Origin of the sequence: Roseibaca calidilacus (genome assembly GCF_001517585.1) — a bacterium.
In the GTDB taxonomy this organism is placed as follows: domain Bacteria; phylum Pseudomonadota; class Alphaproteobacteria; order Rhodobacterales; family Rhodobacteraceae; genus Roseinatronobacter; species Roseinatronobacter calidilacus.
In genome coordinates, this window is record NZ_FBYC01000001.1 from 64,518 (window position 1) to 81,224 (window position 16,707).

Below are 16,707 nucleotides of genomic sequence, written 5' to 3' on the forward strand. Positions count from 1 at the left end.
GGAAATAGCGCGATGATGATGCGACAACACACTCTCGATCCTGCAACGATCAGCGAAATCGTCGAAATGGCCTTGAGTGATAAGGTCAGCTTTGACGAAATTCGCGCCCAGCATGGGCTTGCTCCGGATCAGGTTCAGGCCCTGATGCGTCGCAATCTGAAACCGGGCAGCTACCGTGCATGGCGCAGGCGCGTGCGGCAATTTTCGGACAGGCGCGAGAGGTATAAATGACGCAAGATCCCTTTGTTTGGGCGCAGTCGCTGGACACGCTGTTCGAACAGGTCTGGAGCAGGCTTTCGCGTGGTGTCCGTGATCGTCACGCCCCGGCACGTCATCCGACGCTGGCCACGGTTTCGACCGACGGTCGCCCGCAACTGCGCACAGTGGTGTTGCGTGGGGCGGAAAAAGCGGACGGAACCTTGCGTGTCTACACCGATATGCATTCGCACAAGGTTGCAGAGTTGCAGGCAACGCCCTTTGCCGCGCTGCATATCTGGGACAGCAGCGCGCATTTGCAGATACGTCTTGCCACCTTGGTGACAATCCTGACAGGGGCAGAGGTGGCGGAACTCTGGCACCAGTTGCCGGATCATGCGCGCTTGGCCTATGGCAGCACGCCTGCACCCGGAACCGCTTTGCCAGCAGCACTTGACTACAGCAAAACCCCCGACCCGACCGCATTTGCGGTGCTGCACCTGACAATCGACAGTATGGACGTGGTTCATCTTGGGCCAAATCATCGTCGTGCCGCGTTCCGCCGCGAAGATGATTGGGCTGGTCAGTGGCTGGCCCCGTGACAGCTTGGGCAAGCCACAAAGGGCAGTCCAAAACGGTCGATCTTGGCCCTAGCAGAGGTCTGCAACTTGATGCGCGACAGACCAGTCGGGTTTTTGCGATCCCGGGGTGAATTCACTGCGCGCATCTTGGTATGCGTTAGGTCTGGTCTGGTTCTTGGTCGTCCAGTTCCAGACGATCCGCGATGTCCGGCGCGATCAGCCCGGCATGTAGCGCAAGCAAGATCAGCTTTGCGTCGAAACTGTTGCCCGCCTCAAGCGCGGCATCGACACGTTCGTCGGTGCGCGCCGTTATTTCCCCACCGTTGCTGTCCGTGAATTGGTCATGCCCTAGGATACAATAGGCCAGAAGGGCTGCGGATTTCCCAAAATCTGTGCCCTGAGGCGCTGTTCCGGCGTGTTTCCGCGTCAGTTCTATGACCGTCAGCTTCACCGGCTCTGGCACCAGCAGGGGGTGCAACCCTGCGGCCCGAAATGCATCATCCAGCCTGCGCATGGCAGTGGACCGCCCAAGGAACATGTCGAAAAACCGGATCATGCCGGGTGCAGTATCAGGTCTTGCACGAACTGGCATCTGAAATCCGAATCGCGGCTTGTTCAGCGCTGATCTGTCTACGACTCGCCAAAGATTACATCGAGGTTCCGAGGCGGGGCAGCCGGGGCGAAAGACGCATAAAATCTGAAGAAAGAGCCATTGTGTGGCCGCAATGTGGCCGCGCGATGGCGTGACCGATCATGCCAAATCCCGAGCGGTTGAGGGTGGGTCTCGACCGGGTTGGGGCCAGTAGGCCCGCTGTCAAACTCGGGATATCTGACATGCAAATTAAATTTCCCCCGCTGCGGCGGGTTTTGAACCTATTGCCATCGTGTTTCATGGAGCGCGCCAAGGGCTATCCGCTGCGTGCGGCGACGATCGGTTTGGCCATTCTTGCGCTTTTGCACGGTCCGGCACTGGTCTATGCGCAAGCGGCGCCCGTTAGCGTTATTCACAACGATAATGGCGGCAGTCTTGAAGAGCGGCTAGAGATGATCGACCAAATGCGCCGCGCGGGGCAGCGTGTTGAAATCCGCGGCAGATGTGCTTCTGCCTGCACCATGTTTCTGGGCTTGCCAAACGCGTGTGTTGCCCGGACGGCGCGACTTGGTTTTCATGGTCCATCATCGCAATTCTACGGGATCTCTTTGGCCCCAAGGGAATTCGAATATTGGTCGCGGGTCATGGCAGACCATTATCCGTCTGCAATTCGCACTTGGTTCATGCGCACGGCGCGCTTTACCACGATGGATACCATCACAATCACCGGCGCAGAGGCGATTCGCCTTGGCGCACGGGCTTGCGCCTAAGGCTAAACCAAGCAGGCGCGCGGCTGGCCGCGCAGGGCGCGACCAGCCGTTGAATTGCGACGGTTCTGGTGGTGGCGCATGGGTGGCACGCAAAGTGGGGCGGTGCTGAGCGCGGCGTGATGCCGCCCACAGAACCTGCCACCACGTCACAGCGGGCCAGTGTCACGCTCGCTCTGCTCATCCGCGCCCATTAGTCCGGCATCGCGCAATTGCCGCAACCGGATACGATGCGCCGCTTCGATATGGTCGCGCATCCGCGTTTCGGCCAAAGCGCCGTCGCGCAGTTCCAGCGCCTGTAGCAAGGCGGCGTGTTCTTGGGCGGCTGCGGCGCTGCGGGCCGGATCATGCAAGGTAGAGGGGCCAAGAATAAGCAATGTGCGCGCCATGCTGCCGATGGCGCGTTTCAGGTAACGGTTCTTGGCTGCATTTATCAGGGCAGCGTGAAACTGGCGGTTCAGTCGTGCCGTCTCTGCCGGGGCGTCGCTTTGTATCATCTCGGCGTTGATCTCTGCCAATTCGCGCAATTCCAGATCCGACGCCGCGCGCGCGGCCAGACGCGCGGCCGTGCCTTCCAGCACCGCACGCATGTCGTATAGCTCCATCACCTCTGCATAGGTCAGGCGGCGCAGACTGGCCCCTTGACGCGGCAGATGCTCCACCAGCCCATCAGCTTCCAAGCGGCGGATCGCCTCTCGGATCGGGGTGCGCGACAGGCCAAGCCGCGCGGCCAGTTCGACCTCTCGCAGGCGGGTGCCCGGCGTAATCTTGCCTTGCCGAATGTCGTTCAGCAACCGGTCATAGGCCGTGTGGCCCTGCGGAAGTTCAGCGATGGGGTCGGCGGGTTTAGACATGGCGGCCCAAATGACTGGCGTGATGGCCCTGATATTGCATACACATGGATACAAGAGTATTCAATACAAGAACTGTAAAGGAATCGTCATGCTGACCCGCGCCCGTTTGCAGACCTTCGTCATTGCCATGCTGGGTGTCTTGGCGTTTCACATGCTTGAATTGCCTTTGCCGTTCCTGTTCGGGCCAATGTTTGCCTGCCTTGGTGCCGCGCTTGCCGGCATTCGGATGCAGGGCGCAGGTCAGATCTCTGTCGCCGCGCGCACCGTGCTGGGCGTGGCTGTAGGCGCGTCCATCACCCCGACCATTCTGGGGCAGGTGCCGCTTATGGCGTTTACGCTGGCGCTGGTGCCTATCTATGTGGTGCTGATCGGGCTGGTGGGCGTGCCGTTCTTTCAGCGCATTTGCGGGTTCGACCGCGTGACCAGCTATTACGCCGCCATGCCGGGCGGGTTTCAGGACATGGTCTTGTTCGGGCAAGAGGCAGGCGGCGACCCGCGCGCCCTGTCGTTAATTCATGCCACGCGTGTTTTGGTGATCGTCAGCCTTGCACCGCTGCTTCTGGCGGGGCCGTTCGGCGTGGGGCTGGACCACCCAATCGGCGCTCCGGCCCGTGACCTTCCCGTGGCCGAAATGGCCATTATGGTCGTCATTGCCCTGATCGGCTGGAAAGGCGGGCAGCGCCTTGGCTTGTTCGGGGCGGCCATCCTTGGGCCGATGATACTGGCTGCGGCCCTGTCGCTGACCGATATCTTGCACCACCGCCCCCCGGCAGAGGCGATCATGGCGGCCCAATTCTTCATTGGCATGGGCATTGGTATGCAGTTTCGCGGCGTGACCTTGCACGAATTGCGCAAGGATGTGGCGGCTGGAGCGGCCTTCGCGGTTATTCTTGCGGTGCTGGCAACCGGGTTCACGCTGGCGGCCCATCGGTTGGGCGGCGCGCCGATCCTTGATGCGTTCCTGTCCTTCGCCCCCGGCGGGCAGGCAGAGATGACGGTTCTGGCCATTGTCGTTGGGGCAGACCTTGGTTTCGTGGTCATTCATCACCTGATGCGGCTGGTCGTCGTGATAACCGGCGCGCCCATCGTGGCGCGGCTGATCTGGGGGAAATCGGCGTAGCCATCGCCATTCTGGATGGTCGCGCCGCGGGGGTCAGACCGGCGGTGCAATACCCGCGAGCTTGGCCATATGCCAGGCAAGGCATTGGTTCGAACTAAGCACCGGCAACCCAATTTCCCGCGACAGCGGGTCGAGTATGCTAAGCGTTCGCAGGTTGGTGCACGACAGGAACACCCCATCCAGCGGGGCTTGCTGCATCAGCGCGCGGACTGCACTTGCAATAGATTGTGGCGCAATCCGTGCGACCCGGCTTTCGACCTCTTCACCGAAGGACACGGTCGCGGGCACCGCGATCCCGCCTGCTTCAAACGCCGCGCGGATTGGTTCCGCCACCGGCGCGATATAGGGCGAGACAATCCCGATCCGCCGCAACCCAAGCGCATGGCACTGCGCCAGCGCAGCCGTCAGCGGGTCGGTGACGGCGTGGGTGGCAATCGTGCCGGATACAAGCTGTCGGACGCGTTCTACACCGATCAGCGTGGCCCCCGATGTGCAGGCATAAGCAACCACATCCATCGGCGCGGGCAAAAGGGCCGCGGCGGCAGGTAGCGCGCGTTCCATCTGGGCAATAGTTTCGGGCGTCAGTTCCGCCCCGGATGGCACCCGGCTGACAAACAGCCGTGCCATATCGGGCGCGAACAGGCGGCGGAAATCCTGCTCTATGGTTTCATCCACCTGAAGCACGATAACACCAAGCCGGGGCAGGGTATCTGCCTGCAAGTCATAGGGAAACCGGGTCATGCCAACACCTCTGGCAGTTCTGCGGGCACGCGGGGGGATAACAGCTCCGCCCCATGCTCGTGCAGCACGATGTTTTCTTCCTGCACCATCATGCGGCCCGGCCCAAGCATGCAGCCGGGTTCCAGTGTCAGCACCATTCCGGCGCGCAAGGGGGTTTGGTCCAGCGGGGTGAAAGATGGCCATTCGGTCAGTGTCACGCCCAAGCCGTGGCCCAGCCGTCCGCTTGCAGGGGTTGCGCCCTGTTTTTCCAACCCTTGCCACAGCAGCGCATGTACATCACAGGCCCGCAAACCGGGGCGCAAGGCGGCGAGCGTATCTTCTGTTGCCTGCCACAGCGCAGCATGGGCGCGCCGCGCGCTGTCCGAGGCTGGGCCAATGGCGAAATTGCGGTCGAAATCGCAGAAATACCCGTCTTTTACCGCGCCTGTGTCCAGCATCAGCACATCGCCCGGCTGCAATGGTTGCGCACCAGCGGGCGAAATCACATCGCCATAGCCATCTGGCCCCGCGCCGCCGGCAACATAGCTGACCCAATCCGCACCTTCGTTCAAAAGCGCGATCTGAAAATCGCGGAACACATCTGCCAAGGGCCGCCCGACAGCCGCAAACCCCGGCACGCGCGCGAAAGCGCGGCCTGCGATGGCGCAAATGGCGCGAATGCGGTCAATCTCTGGGCCGGATTTCACCTCGCGCACACGCTGCACGATATCGGTTGCATCCACGATGCGGCGCGGTGCAAGCCGGGCGCGCAGCCTTTCGAAATCGGCCATGGGCATGCGCAAATGCGTTTCCAACCCCATGGGCACGCCGATGGCCCCGCGTGCGGGCAGGGTTTGCGCTAGCGTGTCGGCCAGCAGGCCGACCCCGTCATCCACCGGGTTTGGGGCGTGCCATGTGCGAATGTCGTCCAGCCATGTGCGGCCCATCAGCTCTGCCCCGATAGATGGGATCACGGCAATCGGCGCGCCGGAACCCGGCACGACCACGAACCATGGCCGCGCGGGGCTTTCCCAGAACCGTGTCAGAAATCCGGTTGTGTAGAACAGATCGGCGGGATTTGTCAGCAGCAACGCATCCACCCCGCGCGCGCCCATGGCTGTTTGTAGCCGCGCCACCCGGTCGCGATATTCCTGCGCCGGAAAGATCATGGAGCGGTCAGCCACCCTCTGGCCCTTCGCTGAGGATGACCATGACACGCGCCTGTGCCGATAAGCGCAGCCCAGCCAGCAGCGCGCCAACCCCCGCCGCGCCAGAGGGTGTGGTGGGCAGATCATGCGCAGCCAACAGGGCAACCGCATCTTCCGCCTGCGCGTCCAAGATCGTGACAAAGGCATCGGCATCGCGCGCCAACCCGGCCAGCGCGATCATGGACGCGGTTTTGCAATCCAGCCGCCCCATGCAAGAGACCGGGCCATCCGCATCCACAAGCATACCCGCGCGAATGGCGCTTATCAGGGCTGGGGCGGCATCCGGTTCGACCACAATAATCTGCGGGCCGTCCCCCCAGACCTGCCGCGCATGGGCAGCAACCGCGGCGGCCAACCCGCCGACACCGGCCTGCAACAGAATATGGGTCGGGGGCTGGTCAATTTGTTCCGCCGCCTCTGCGGCCAGTTGCAGATAGCCTTCCATCACCCGCAAGGGCAGATCGGTATAGCCGGGCCATGAACTGTCCGACAGCAGCGTCCAGCCCTTGTCGCGTGCGGCCTGTTCCGCCGCTTTCATGCTGGCGTCGTAGTCTTGCCCTGCGCGCATGACCTCTGCGCCCTTGGCGCGCAGACGGGTGGCAAAGGCCTCTGGCACGGTGTCTGCCAGAACGATGACCGCACGCGCACCAAACAGCCGCGCCCCGGCGGCAACCGACATGCCGTGATTGCCAGCACTGGCGGTGACATAAACATGCCCGCGCAGCGCCTGCGACAGGTCATCGGCCTGCGTGGCCGCTGCCGCGCGTGCAATGGCATAGGCGGCGCCCAGTGCCTTGAAACTGCCCAGTCCCATCCGGGCGCGTTCATCCTTCAGCCAAAGCTGTGCGATCCCGAAATGCGCGGCCAGATCGGGCAGGTTACGCAGTGGCGTCGGCGCATGCGCGGGGCAGCGTTGCAGCAAATGCGCCACCTCTTGCGGGTTGCTAAGCGGCAGCAGGTCAAACCCGTTCAGCCCGCGTCCGCGCCATGGGTTTTCAAGATATTGCTCCATTCGGCCCCCGACATTTCTGACAGCCTAACGCGGGCGTGGTGCGAAATACGACCAAAAAGGCCGGGTCGCGGCCATTTTCCGGCGTCGCCGCCCAAGCGGGCGCTACCATTTCAGTAGGCGTTGCCCCAAGGCGGCCCCGGCCAGCATGACAATCGCCACCGCAGTTGAATAGGCGGGCAGAACGAACAGCACCATGTCCTTGTCGCAAAACAACGAATAGACCGAGGCCGCGATCCCCCCCGCCACAAGCCCGGCCATTGCGCCGGTCAGGCTTGGCCGTAGCGTGGCCCCAGAGGACAGCGCCCAAAGCGCCGCAGCCAGAAGCGGCAGGGCAAGCGCGGGAATCGACAACAGGCACACCCACAGATCGGGCAGGGCGAGCGTTTGCGCCAACCCGGCCTGACCGTCACGCGCAAGAAACAGCACAAACACCCCCAAGCCCCCGGCAAGCGCGGCCCCCAACAGCACAGCCGGTGTCTTTTGCGACGCGGCCGGGTGCACCGATGCCACCGCCACCGCCAAAGCCAATGCGACCAGCCCCAAGGGCACCAGTGTTTTCAGCACCGCAAAAGACGCCATGGCCGCGGCAAGATCTGCCCTTGGCCCCCAGAGCAGGGCAAATGCGCCCAGCGACAGCCCTAGCGCCAATGGCAGCGCGCGCAGAAGCCGGGTCGAAACCTTGGGCTGTGGCAAGGTATCGGCGGCCAGGGCAGAGATCAGGTCCTCGGTTTTCAATCGATCATCCTTTCGCGCAGCCGGGCGACGGATTTCAGCGCACGATGCAGTGCCACACGCACTGCCCCTTCGGACATGTTCAGCCGCGCTGCGGTTTCGGCGGTGCTTTCCCCGTTCACGCCAAAGGCGCGGACCAGATCGGCCTCGCGTGGTTCAAGCGCGTTCAGCACCTTTTCCATATCGCGCCCCATGGTCGGGTCCGGTGGGTCGGCGGCGGGCAACCCTTCGGCGAAATCGTCGATGGACAGGACCACGCGCGACCCGCGCGTCCGAAACGCATCGACCACCTTGTGACGCGCAATCGCATACAACCAAGGGCGCAAGGGTTGGTCTTCGCGCCATGTGTGGCGTTTGCGGTGAATGGCCAGCAGTACATCTTGCAAGACATCTTCGCAGCCTTCTGGCCCAAGGCCCGCCCCGCGCGCCCGCACCACCTTGCGCAGGATGGGCGTGATCGCTGTCAAAGCGCGATGATAGGCGAGCGTGTCGCCGCGATTGGCCGCGCGCATCAAATCCTCCAGGCGGTCCGGCTCTGTCATTCCAGTCTCAACCCTCTGTTCGGTGCGCGTGCGTCAGACGTTACGTCCCATATTCGTTGGCAACACAGAATAGGTATAGGCTTGTGGCGTATCAAAACGGCGTGTCCTGTGATTGCAGGTCAGGGGCAGAGCAAGCAATCCGCAACGCCCTGCCATCCCTGCGCAGATCATCCGGGTTGCACGACCATTGCGGGCCGGTGGGGGCATATAGCCCGTCGAACTGCCCGGCTTGGGCCGTAACCGCGCCACCAAGGCATAGGGCGCTGAAACCTGTTCTGAACCGCATTTTGCTTAGTCAATCCGTCGATAGATCGGGACTGTAGTTTAACGCCGGGGATGCGCATGAACAGTGGGTTTGTGCGCATCAATGATCGTGCAGAAAATCTTGCACCAGCGAATTGAACAAGGCCGGCTTTTCCATATGCGCGGCATGGCTAGCGCCGGGGATGACCGCCAGTTCTGCGCCGCGTATCCCGGACCACAGGGCATTGACCTGTGGCCAGCGATATGACCTGTCCAGATCGCCCCAGATAATCCGGCAAGGCAGGGCGAAACCCTGAAGTTGCGCGCGCCCGTCCCAATCGCGCATCGCGGTCAGGGCGTTGCGCGCAGCGTCTGGCCGGGCCATGCGCGCAATGTCGCGCGTTGCGGTATACCCCTGCCCGGTGGGGCCAGTGCGGAACCATGTGGCGCTTATCCGGTCTGCGGTGGCGTGCACCCCGTCCGCGTCCAGCCGTGCGAGGGAGGTTTCGATCGGCTCGAACCGGTCGGGCATCAGGCCCAGTGGGCCGGTGCCGTAAAGCACAAGTGCCTTTATGCGCTGTGGGTGGCGTGCTGCGATGTCTTGCACGATCATCCCGCCCATGCTGTGGCCCAGAAGCGTGAACCTGTCCAAGCCCAGCCGGTCAAGGCAGCCCATCACGGCGGCGCTAAAATCGGCTATGCTGCGTGGTCCCGGCAGCGATGCAGCCCGGCCAAAACCCGGCAGGTCTGGTGCAATCACGTCATGGCTGGCCGAAAACGCCGCGATCTGCGCGGCCCATTGCGCACTGCCGCCCAGATAGCCATGCACCAGCACCAATGGCTTGCCCGCCCCCGCACGCAGATATGGCAGGTCCATCAACGCACCTGTTCGGGCAGCCAAAGCGCGGCTTGCGGGAATGCGATCATAACGCCCACCAGCACCACCAGCGCGGCGATGAAGGGCAGGCTGCCGACGATCACATCAGGCACCGACACTTTGCCCCGGCTGATGCCCGAGATGACATACAGGTTCAGCCCAACCGGTGGCGTTAACACCGCAATTTCCATGGTGATGGTATAGACAATCCCGAACCAGATCAGGTCGAACCCGGCTGCCAGAATAAGCGGGATGATGACGGGCAGGGTGATGAAGGTCATCGACACGGGTTCAAGGAACATGCCCAGTGCGATGTAGAACGCGATCACAAGTGCCAGCACCATGTAGGGCGACAGCTCGAATGCCAGGAAAAGCGCTGTCACCTGTTGCGGCACGCGGTAATAATTCAGCACGAAGCCGAACAGCACACCCGCCGACAGCAGCAGCCCCAGATAGCCCATGGTGCGCATGGTGGCCATCAGCGCTTCGACAAAGCCCTTCCAACGCAACCCGCCGACACCCACGGCCAGCGCAACCGTGACCAGCGCGGCAATGGCGGCGGCTTCGGTCGGCGTGGCAATGCCGCCATAGATGGACACGGTAATCACCCCGCCGATGATGATGATCGGCCCCAGCGACACGGCAATCTGGATCAGCGCCAGCTTTGGGCCGGTGTCGCGGTCGGGCACATGGGATGGGTAAAGCTGCGCCCAGATCAGCACCACAACCACGAAGAATCCGGCCAGCAGCAGGCCCGGGACCACCCCGGCCATGAACAATTGCCCGATGGATTGGTCGGTGACGATACCGTAGAACAGCAGGATCAAGCTGGGGGGCAACAGCACGCTAAGCGTGCCACCCGCCGCCAGCACCCCGCTGGCCAGCCGCCGGTCATAGCCCAGTCGCAGCATTTCTGGCAGCGCCACGCCGCCGATGGTCAGCGATCCGACCATGGACGACCCCGACACCGCGCCAAACCCCGCGCAGGCCCCGATGGACCCATAGGCCGCAGACCCCCGGATCGGCACGCCGCGATGCAGGAACATGTATAGGTTGGCCCCGATATTCGACCGGCTTATCAACTCGCCCAGGAACACGAATAACGGCACCGCCAGCAGGATGTAGTTGATCCACACGCCCCAGAGCTTCAGTTGTGCGGACACCAGCGAGGTGTTGAAACTCTGGATTTGCCACAGGAAGGGCAAGGACGCCGCCGCCAGTGCAAAGGGTATAGGCAGGCCCAGCCCAATCATCACGATCAGCAGGCCCAAAAGGCCAAGCGCGACTTCATACCATTCCATCAGGCGCGTCCTTAGCAGGGGCGGGGCGCAGCGCGATCTGCACCAGCCGCAGCATGGCGTAAAGTGTGAACACCGTCAGTGCGAACGCCGCGACACCCCAGAACAGGTAGCGCGGCCAACTCAGGATTTCCGAGGACGACCCGGAATTGAACGCCCGGATCGTGGCGTTGACCGTGGTGATGGAAAAGAACACCCCAATCAGGACCATGATTGCGCCGTTCATCAATGCGACCAGCTTTTGCAGGGGTGGGCTGAAGGCATCGGTCAGCAATGTTACGCGAGGGTAGGAATCTTCGCGCATGGCATAGGCCAGCCCGACCAATGCGACGGGGAACAACAGCAGCGCCGTGGCCTCTGTCACCATCCGGTCGGGCTGGCCCATGACATAGCGCATGAACACGCCGTAGCTGATCCAGACCATCTGGATCACGATAATCGCAGAGCCGAGTGCGGCCAAAGCAACCACCACCCATTCAACGGCTTTCGTGGCCCTGTCGACAAGATTGAGCATAGAACCCTCTTGGTCTGGACTGACGTGGCGTGCAGGGGGATGACGCCGCAAGGCAGCGTCACCCCCTAGCACATTATTTCTGATGCGCGGCGAACAGGTCGCGGATTTGGCCTGCCATATCCGGCCCGCAGGCGCTGTCGACCTCTTCCGTCCATTTCGCCGCGATATCTGTGATCATCGCGTTGCGCTCGTCGTCCGAAATCGACACGGCTGCGCCGCCGCCCTTCATCACGGCATTGCCGACTTGCCCGTCAATCCAGTCCTCGTAGCGCGGCTGCAACCAGAGTTCCGATTCCGCCCCCGCTTCCAGCAAGGCGGTCTGGTCAGCTTCGGACAGGCTGTTGAAGCGGTCAAGGTTCATCATGTATTGGATGTTGCCATAGAACAGGCTGGCATTGACCATGTAGGGCATGACATTCCACAATTGCCACGAACTGTAGGTCGCAACGCCCATATTGATGCCGTTGACCACGCCGCGCTCGGCGGATTGGAACACCTCGCCCGGTGCAATGAAAACCGGCTCGCCGCCCCAGCTTTCGATCATCATGCTCACCAGCGGCCCAATAGAGCGCACAAGCTTGCCGTCCAGATTGCTCAGGCTGTCGATCGGCCCTTGGAACCACCATTCCTGGTCGTAGGAATAGTTTGAATTGATGACCGGTATCAGCCCGACATTCGCGGCTTCGGGCGCGATCAATTCGGCATAGGCGGCGTCCAGCCCGATCTGGTCGGTCAGGTCGATTGCCGCGGGGTAAAGCGATGTCACGCGGTAGCAAGGCAGACGGGTATCTGCGGAAATCCAAGCGATGTCAGCTACACCGCCCTGAATGGCATCGACCCCGTCCGACCACCCATGCAAGGTCGAGGACGGAAATATCTCGACCGTCAGGCGGCCTTCGGTCTTTTCGGCAACCAGTTCGGCGAATTTCACGAACCCTTGGTAGCGGATGTCGGTTTCATTGACATAGGTGGACAGGCGGATCGTTTCGGCCTGCGCTATGCCAGCGACAAGGGCACCGCCAAGCGACAGGGCCAGCAATTTGGAAAGCTGTGTCATGGGTCATCTCCGTTGTTGAACATGGGGGTGGCGGGCCGCTCAGGCGGCCTTCTGGGTATTGAACAGGTGGCCATAGGCAAACAGCGCCGCAGACCCGCCCGTATGCAGAAAGACAACGCGGTCGGTTTTCCGGAATGCACCCGCGCGGACCATGGCGACCAGCCCGGCAAAGCCCTTGCCGGAATAGACCGGGTCCAGCAAAATCCCTTCCAGCCGGGCCAACAGTAGCATGGCGTCTACCATCGCATCGGTGGGTTGGCCGTAGCCGGGACCGACCTGATCGTCATACGCCACAACCATATCGCGGGGCAGATCGCCACGCGCGCCTAACAGCTCGGCGGTGCGTTGCGCCAGCTTGTGCACATTGTCGATCTGCTTTTCGCGCGGCGCGCGCACGGAATGGCCCGTGACGGGAATGGGGGCGTTCATTGCGAACAGCCCGGCCAGAAGCCCGGCTTGCGTGCCCGCGCTGCCAGTGGCATGAACAATGTGGTCAATGCGCAGATCGGCGGCATCGGCTTGGGCCACCAGTTCCTCGGCGCAGGCGGCATAGCCCAAGGCCCCCACAGGGTTCGACCCGCCACCGGGAATGACATAAGGCTTGCGGCCTTGGTCGCGCAGCGTGTCGGCCAAGGCTTCGGCCTCGGCATTCATGTCCAGACCTTCGGGGCGGAAATCGAAGCTACAGTCCATCATAACGTCCAGCAGCACATTGCCCGCGTCCTCATAGTCCGCGCCTTGGTTGGTGACACGCCGTTCCAGCAGCGCATGGCAGCCCAGCCCCGCGCGGCAGGCGGCGGCGGCGGTCTGGCGCACATGGTTGGATTGCGTGGCACCTTGCGTCACCAGCGTATCGGCCCCCTGCGCCAGCGCGTCGGCGACCAGAAATTCCAATTTGCGGGTCTTGTTCCCGCCAGAGGCCAGCTGTACGCTGTCACTTGTTTTGATCTACGTTGTCACTTGGTTTGATCCGCCGGGATTATCTTGGACGTGGTGGCATCTGGTGGGACTGGATGCCGTTTTCGAACGCCGGTTACAGACCGTTTAACTGCCGGTTGAGGGCGCGTTTCAGGCCGCCGATCCGGTGCGCATAGCGGTGCAGACTACTGCGGCTTGGAGCCTTGTCACCGAAGCGCGCGCGACATTCTTCGGCCAGCGCGCTGAAGGTCATCGTGCCGATCCGGGCATTGACGAACGCCAGAACCTCCGCATTCCGCATGGCCATAGGCATTGCTCCACCCTTCCGGGGGAGGCTGACCAGCGTGGCGCGGATGCGATCTTCGCGCCAGGCATCGGAACCGAAGCGCGCCGCGCATTCCTTGGCGATCTCAGCATGGCAAAGGCCAGCGGGCTGTACGATCAGCCAACTGGCAATCTCCATGTCCTTCGCGCCCAAGGTGGGCATGTCAGCCGCCTTCGCGCTGAAGCGTCTTGCGGAACGCCTCTTGCGACACGCCCAGGCGCGACAGGATTTCCTGTTCATCACCCGTCCCGCCGCTGGTCATGAGGGCCAGCTCTTGCCGGTCACGGGGTAGACCGCGCCCCGCGATCTGACTGCCGGGGGTCAGAACCGGCACCATCTGGCGGGCGAACTCGTCAAACCGTTCCGGGTTTTCACGGCAAAGGGCGAGGCCCCATTCCCGCAGGTAGGGCGGCAACTTGCCCGAGGTGATTGCGCCATCCACGGCGGCAAGCGCCTTGCCTTCGGCTTCGCGCGCCCGTGCCCGGTTCAGTTCAAGCGCCAGCTCCATCGTGCCGCCATCCGTCTCCTGACGTTGCTGCGACGGCTCCGGCGCAGGCTCGCTTTCACGATTGACCAGGGCCGACACCGCTTGCAGCAACGCGTCATCCGCGATGTCCTCCGGCAAGGCCAGCATCTGGATGAGCTGCCCGCGCAGATCAGCCGCCGCCAGTTCGGGCGGATCAGCCGGTGGGTTTTCCTGACTGGCGAGCGCAGTGAGTTGAAGGTTGGGGTTGTTCGTCAACGCGGCGCGGTGAAGGCGCATGATTTCTCCTGTGGTCTTGTGGAACGTGAAGACAGGGCTGAGGAACCGGTACTCCTTGCTGGCAAGATGCTGGCGCGCCTTGTCGGTCCATTCGACACGTCCCCAGATGCCCTGGGCATCGGCCTTCAGTTCCTTGATCCAGCCCGCCGCCGGAGCGGGCTGGCCGTTTTTGGTGGCGTGGTCGATCTGGTGTTCATAATCGACCGGCAAATCCATGCCGAGCTTGCGGGTCGCAGCGATGATGTCGGCGGCATCGCGCACCATGTAAGGGCCGCGCCCATCGCGCCCGTTGAAGGTGCCGAGAGGCAGAAGGTGAACCCAGTCTTGCGCCTGGCCGGATGTGGCCAGCTCGACAGACCAGGCGGACTGGTGAATGGAAGTCATCGGCGAAGCCCTTCTGTGATGTGGTCGTTGACGATGCGCCCGATTTCCTGCCGGTTTTCCTCGTTCAATCCGAGGAAGGGACGCGCGGGAATTGTGACCTGACGGCCCCGGCCCGCTTGTCCGCCCATCTGGTGAATGCGCGCATAGGCGCGGTTCGTCCCGACCGCGACTTGCGAATGCGAGGCGCTGTAGCTCAGGGAGCCATAGAGGTGACCACGGTCGCGCAACTTCTTTGCCCCGGCACCGCGCCGCAAAAGGGTGGCGGTGGAATGGCCCGCCCATCCGGTTCCATCCGGGGCGGTTTCGCTTTCGAAATTGCTTTCGACCTCAGACTGAAGATAGCTGCCGATTTCCTGGAACACCGACTGCATGTTGGAGCCGCGTTCCGCAAGGCGTTGCAGCGCAGCCATGAAGCCGTCTCTATCGACCACCTGGATAATCATCTGACGGCCGCCCTGGGCGATGCGCCCCAGTTCGACCAGGCCACCCGCAACATCGCCTCCTATGGCACCGGCTTCAACATTGCGGCCGCCCCGACCGGCTTGGCTTGCACCGCGCCGCGCCCCGCCGCCCGCCATCGCCCGCAGAACGACACCCAAGATCGGCCCTGCCATGGCGTATCCCCCTTATGCTGCCAGATGCGACGTGACGATCAGCTTGGCGCTGTCTGCCCATTCGTTGGTCACGGCAACATGCTGCCCGCCCACCTCGACGATGGTGGAGCCGTTCTTCAGAAGCCGAAGCGCCGCACCTTCCAGTTCCGGCGGAACAACCAGGGCCGTGGGGCGCACGTTCAGAAGCTGGCCGTGATCCCCGCGCAGGGTCATCATCGCCGTGCGGGCCGCTTCGTAATTGTCCTTGGTCAGATCGGCTTTGCTGGCATAGGCCAGTTGCCACAGGCCGAACCCGGCATTGACGCGCGCCCGTACCCCGTAGATGTATTCGTCGCGCATGAACACATGCTCATCGTTGTCGCGGTCCAGGGCGGTGAACTTGTAGGGCACACGCTCCTGCCAGATGATCGGACGCACTGCGCGGCTCAGATCGAGAAGATACCAGGCAGGACCACTGCCCGCCTGCATGTTCGAAACACTGACCTCTTCGCCCTGGGCATTCGTGCCCAGGTGATCGGTATCGAAGAAATATTGACCATCATAGCAAGCCGTGCTGAAGCCGTTGGCCAGAAGGCGGAATACCAGCTCGTTGGGATGGTCGCGCGCTTCGCGGCCCATTTCCGAGATCATCGGCCCGAAGACACCATAGGTGTCATCTTCGAGAGCATCACGCGGCACGGCGATGGTGCTTTCGAACTTGCGGTTCTTGATGCGCCAGTCATGCACCGACAGGTTGCGGATGACGCGATCACCAATCCACTCGCGCAGGCGCGGGAAGCTGCCCAGCCATCCGTAGATTTCTTCGGCGTTCGAACTGGGCACCCGCATGGTGATCTCTTCAAAGTGGCTTGGCGCATTGTCGAACGCCTCGTTGAAGACGGTCTGGAAGCCACGGAAGACGGTGGAAAGGTTTCCGGAATTGACGATCATTGCTCGAACTTCTCTTTCGATTTGGGGTTCTGGGGGCGATGCGGCAGGGCAACGCCCGCTTCACGCATGGTGCAGATGGTACGGCGCGCGGTTCTGCGGCTGACGCGCGTCAGCTTTGCGATTTCGACCGTGCTGAGGGTGGTGTTGACGATCAGGCGACGGATACGGATAGCCTGCGCATTCTTGCTCGACATGGCCCCGTGCGGGACTTCGACTGCACCGCTTCCATATTTGGTGATCAGCCATTCCAGCACATCCCGACCAACCAGCTTGCTCACGGGATGGTCATCGGTGGCCTTCAGCGGAACGAACAATTCTCCGCCGCCGAAGTTCTCAAGGAAGAGGCGGGCGGCATGCTCCCCGAACCGCTCAGCAAGCTCGACCTCCATGTACGTGACATAGAGACCGAGCTTTCGCCTTTCGGCGATGGAAGGGTATTCGTTGGAAAGCACTGGTGCCGC

At 62.5% G+C, this 16,707-nt stretch carries 22 protein-coding genes; 4 read left to right on the forward strand and 18 right to left on the reverse strand.

Annotated elements, in window-relative coordinates:
• The first annotated feature begins 15 nt into the window (after nucleotides 1-15).
• On the forward strand, nucleotides 16-231 hold the full coding sequence (locus tag AWT76_RS00110; protein ID WP_407071398.1) for a TIGR03643 family protein: 216 nt from the start codon (nucleotides 16-18) through the stop codon (nucleotides 229-231).
• On the forward strand, nucleotides 228-797 hold the full coding sequence (locus AWT76_RS00115; protein ID WP_072244175.1) for a pyridoxamine 5'-phosphate oxidase family protein: 570 nt from the start codon (nucleotides 228-230) through the stop codon (nucleotides 795-797). Before AWT76_RS00110 ends, AWT76_RS00115 begins: the two co-directional genes overlap by 4 nt.
• Before the next feature lie 136 nt (nucleotides 798-933).
• Here the strand turns inward: AWT76_RS00115 and AWT76_RS00120 are convergent, their stop codons facing one another.
• Nucleotides 934-1,368 carry a hypothetical protein gene (locus AWT76_RS00120; protein ID WP_245638734.1) on the reverse strand — a complete coding sequence of 145 codons (435 nt, stop codon included), beginning with the start codon at nucleotides 1,366-1,368 and terminating at the stop codon, nucleotides 934-936.
• Nucleotides 1,369-1,610: 242 nt separating this feature from the next.
• Here AWT76_RS00120 and AWT76_RS00125 point away from each other — a divergent pair, with 242 nt between their 5' ends.
• Nucleotides 1,611-2,138: a hypothetical protein gene (locus AWT76_RS00125; protein ID WP_176699292.1), complete on the forward strand. Its 528-nt coding sequence runs from the start codon at nucleotides 1,611-1,613 to the stop codon at nucleotides 2,136-2,138.
• 146 nt (nucleotides 2,139-2,284) lie between these two features.
• On the opposite strand, the gene AWT76_RS00130 is transcribed toward AWT76_RS00125, so the two are convergent.
• Nucleotides 2,285-2,989, reverse strand: a complete 705-nt coding sequence (locus AWT76_RS00130) for a GntR family transcriptional regulator (protein WP_072244178.1) — start codon at nucleotides 2,987-2,989, stop codon at nucleotides 2,285-2,287.
• An 88-nt stretch (nucleotides 2,990-3,077) separates the two neighbouring features.
• Between AWT76_RS00130 and AWT76_RS00135 the strand changes: the two genes are divergently transcribed.
• Nucleotides 3,078-4,109, forward strand: coding sequence for an AbrB family transcriptional regulator (locus tag AWT76_RS00135; RefSeq protein WP_072244179.1), 1,032 nt, complete (start codon nucleotides 3,078-3,080; stop codon nucleotides 4,107-4,109).
• A gap of 33 nt (nucleotides 4,110-4,142) precedes the next feature.
• Here AWT76_RS00135 and AWT76_RS00140 read toward each other — a convergent pair whose 3' ends face one another.
• The 16 genes from AWT76_RS00140 to AWT76_RS00210 form a co-directional block, all read right to left on the reverse strand.
• On the reverse strand, nucleotides 4,143-4,850 hold the full coding sequence (locus AWT76_RS00140; RefSeq protein ID WP_072244180.1) for a maleate cis-trans isomerase family protein: 708 nt from the start codon (nucleotides 4,848-4,850) through the stop codon (nucleotides 4,143-4,145).
• Nucleotides 4,847-6,013, reverse strand: coding sequence for a M24 family metallopeptidase (locus tag AWT76_RS00145; RefSeq protein WP_072244181.1), 1,167 nt, complete (start codon nucleotides 6,011-6,013; stop codon nucleotides 4,847-4,849). Before AWT76_RS00145 ends, AWT76_RS00140 begins: the two co-directional genes overlap by 4 nt.
• Nucleotides 6,006-7,049: a pyridoxal-phosphate dependent enzyme gene (locus tag AWT76_RS00150; protein WP_072244182.1), complete on the reverse strand. Its 1,044-nt coding sequence runs from the start codon at nucleotides 7,047-7,049 to the stop codon at nucleotides 6,006-6,008. The genes AWT76_RS00145 and AWT76_RS00150 overlap by 8 nt, the downstream gene beginning before the upstream one ends.
• Nucleotides 7,050-7,151: 102 nt before the next feature.
• The gene (locus AWT76_RS00155; protein WP_072244183.1) at nucleotides 7,152-7,784 is read right to left on the reverse strand and encodes an NrsF family protein; all 633 of its coding nucleotides are present in this window, start codon (nucleotides 7,782-7,784) and stop codon (nucleotides 7,152-7,154) included.
• Nucleotides 7,781-8,323: a sigma-70 family RNA polymerase sigma factor gene (locus tag AWT76_RS00160; RefSeq protein ID WP_072244184.1), complete on the reverse strand. Its 543-nt coding sequence runs from the start codon at nucleotides 8,321-8,323 to the stop codon at nucleotides 7,781-7,783. The genes AWT76_RS00155 and AWT76_RS00160 overlap by 4 nt, the downstream gene beginning before the upstream one ends.
• A gap of 91 nt (nucleotides 8,324-8,414) precedes the next feature.
• Nucleotides 8,415-8,609 (reverse strand): hypothetical protein, encoded by a 195-nt coding sequence (locus AWT76_RS16535; protein ID WP_141655834.1) that lies wholly within the window; start codon nucleotides 8,607-8,609, stop codon nucleotides 8,415-8,417.
• Between the two features lie 78 nt (nucleotides 8,610-8,687).
• Nucleotides 8,688-9,443 carry an alpha/beta fold hydrolase gene (locus tag AWT76_RS00165; RefSeq protein WP_072244185.1) on the reverse strand — a complete coding sequence of 252 codons (756 nt, stop codon included), beginning with the start codon at nucleotides 9,441-9,443 and terminating at the stop codon, nucleotides 8,688-8,690.
• Complete coding sequence (locus tag AWT76_RS00170) at nucleotides 9,443-10,744, reverse strand: TRAP transporter large permease (protein ID WP_072244186.1); 1,302 nt, start codon at nucleotides 10,742-10,744, stop codon at nucleotides 9,443-9,445. Before AWT76_RS00170 ends, AWT76_RS00165 begins: the two co-directional genes overlap by 1 nt.
• Nucleotides 10,731-11,255 (reverse strand): TRAP transporter small permease, encoded by a 525-nt coding sequence (locus AWT76_RS00175; protein WP_072244187.1) that lies wholly within the window; start codon nucleotides 11,253-11,255, stop codon nucleotides 10,731-10,733. The genes AWT76_RS00170 and AWT76_RS00175 overlap by 14 nt, the downstream gene beginning before the upstream one ends.
• Nucleotides 11,256-11,328: 73 nt before the next feature.
• On the reverse strand, nucleotides 11,329-12,312 hold the full coding sequence (gene dctP, locus AWT76_RS00180) for a TRAP transporter substrate-binding protein DctP (protein ID WP_072244188.1): 984 nt from the start codon (nucleotides 12,310-12,312) through the stop codon (nucleotides 11,329-11,331).
• Between the two features lie 39 nt (nucleotides 12,313-12,351).
• On the reverse strand, nucleotides 12,352-13,260 hold the full coding sequence (locus tag AWT76_RS00185; protein WP_082700030.1) for a D-cysteine desulfhydrase family protein: 909 nt from the start codon (nucleotides 13,258-13,260) through the stop codon (nucleotides 12,352-12,354).
• Between the two features lie 85 nt (nucleotides 13,261-13,345).
• Entirely contained in the window at nucleotides 13,346-13,717 is a 372-nt protein-coding gene (locus AWT76_RS00190; protein WP_072244190.1) for a hypothetical protein, read from the reverse strand.
• Between the two features lies 1 nt (nucleotide 13,718).
• A complete protein-coding gene (locus AWT76_RS00195) occupies nucleotides 13,719-14,702 on the reverse strand; it encodes a phage protease (protein ID WP_072244191.1) in 984 nt (327 codons plus the stop codon).
• The gene (locus AWT76_RS00200) at nucleotides 14,699-15,316 is read right to left on the reverse strand and encodes a phage virion morphogenesis protein (protein ID WP_072244192.1); all 618 of its coding nucleotides are present in this window, start codon (nucleotides 15,314-15,316) and stop codon (nucleotides 14,699-14,701) included. Before AWT76_RS00200 ends, AWT76_RS00195 begins: the two co-directional genes overlap by 4 nt.
• A 12-nt stretch (nucleotides 15,317-15,328) precedes the next feature.
• Entirely contained in the window at nucleotides 15,329-16,246 is a 918-nt protein-coding gene (locus AWT76_RS00205; protein WP_072244193.1) for a Mu-like prophage major head subunit gpT family protein, read from the reverse strand.
• Nucleotides 16,243-16,698 (reverse strand): hypothetical protein, encoded by a 456-nt coding sequence (locus AWT76_RS00210; protein ID WP_176699293.1) that lies wholly within the window; start codon nucleotides 16,696-16,698, stop codon nucleotides 16,243-16,245. Before AWT76_RS00210 ends, AWT76_RS00205 begins: the two co-directional genes overlap by 4 nt.
• Between the last annotated feature and the right edge of the window lie 9 nt (nucleotides 16,699-16,707).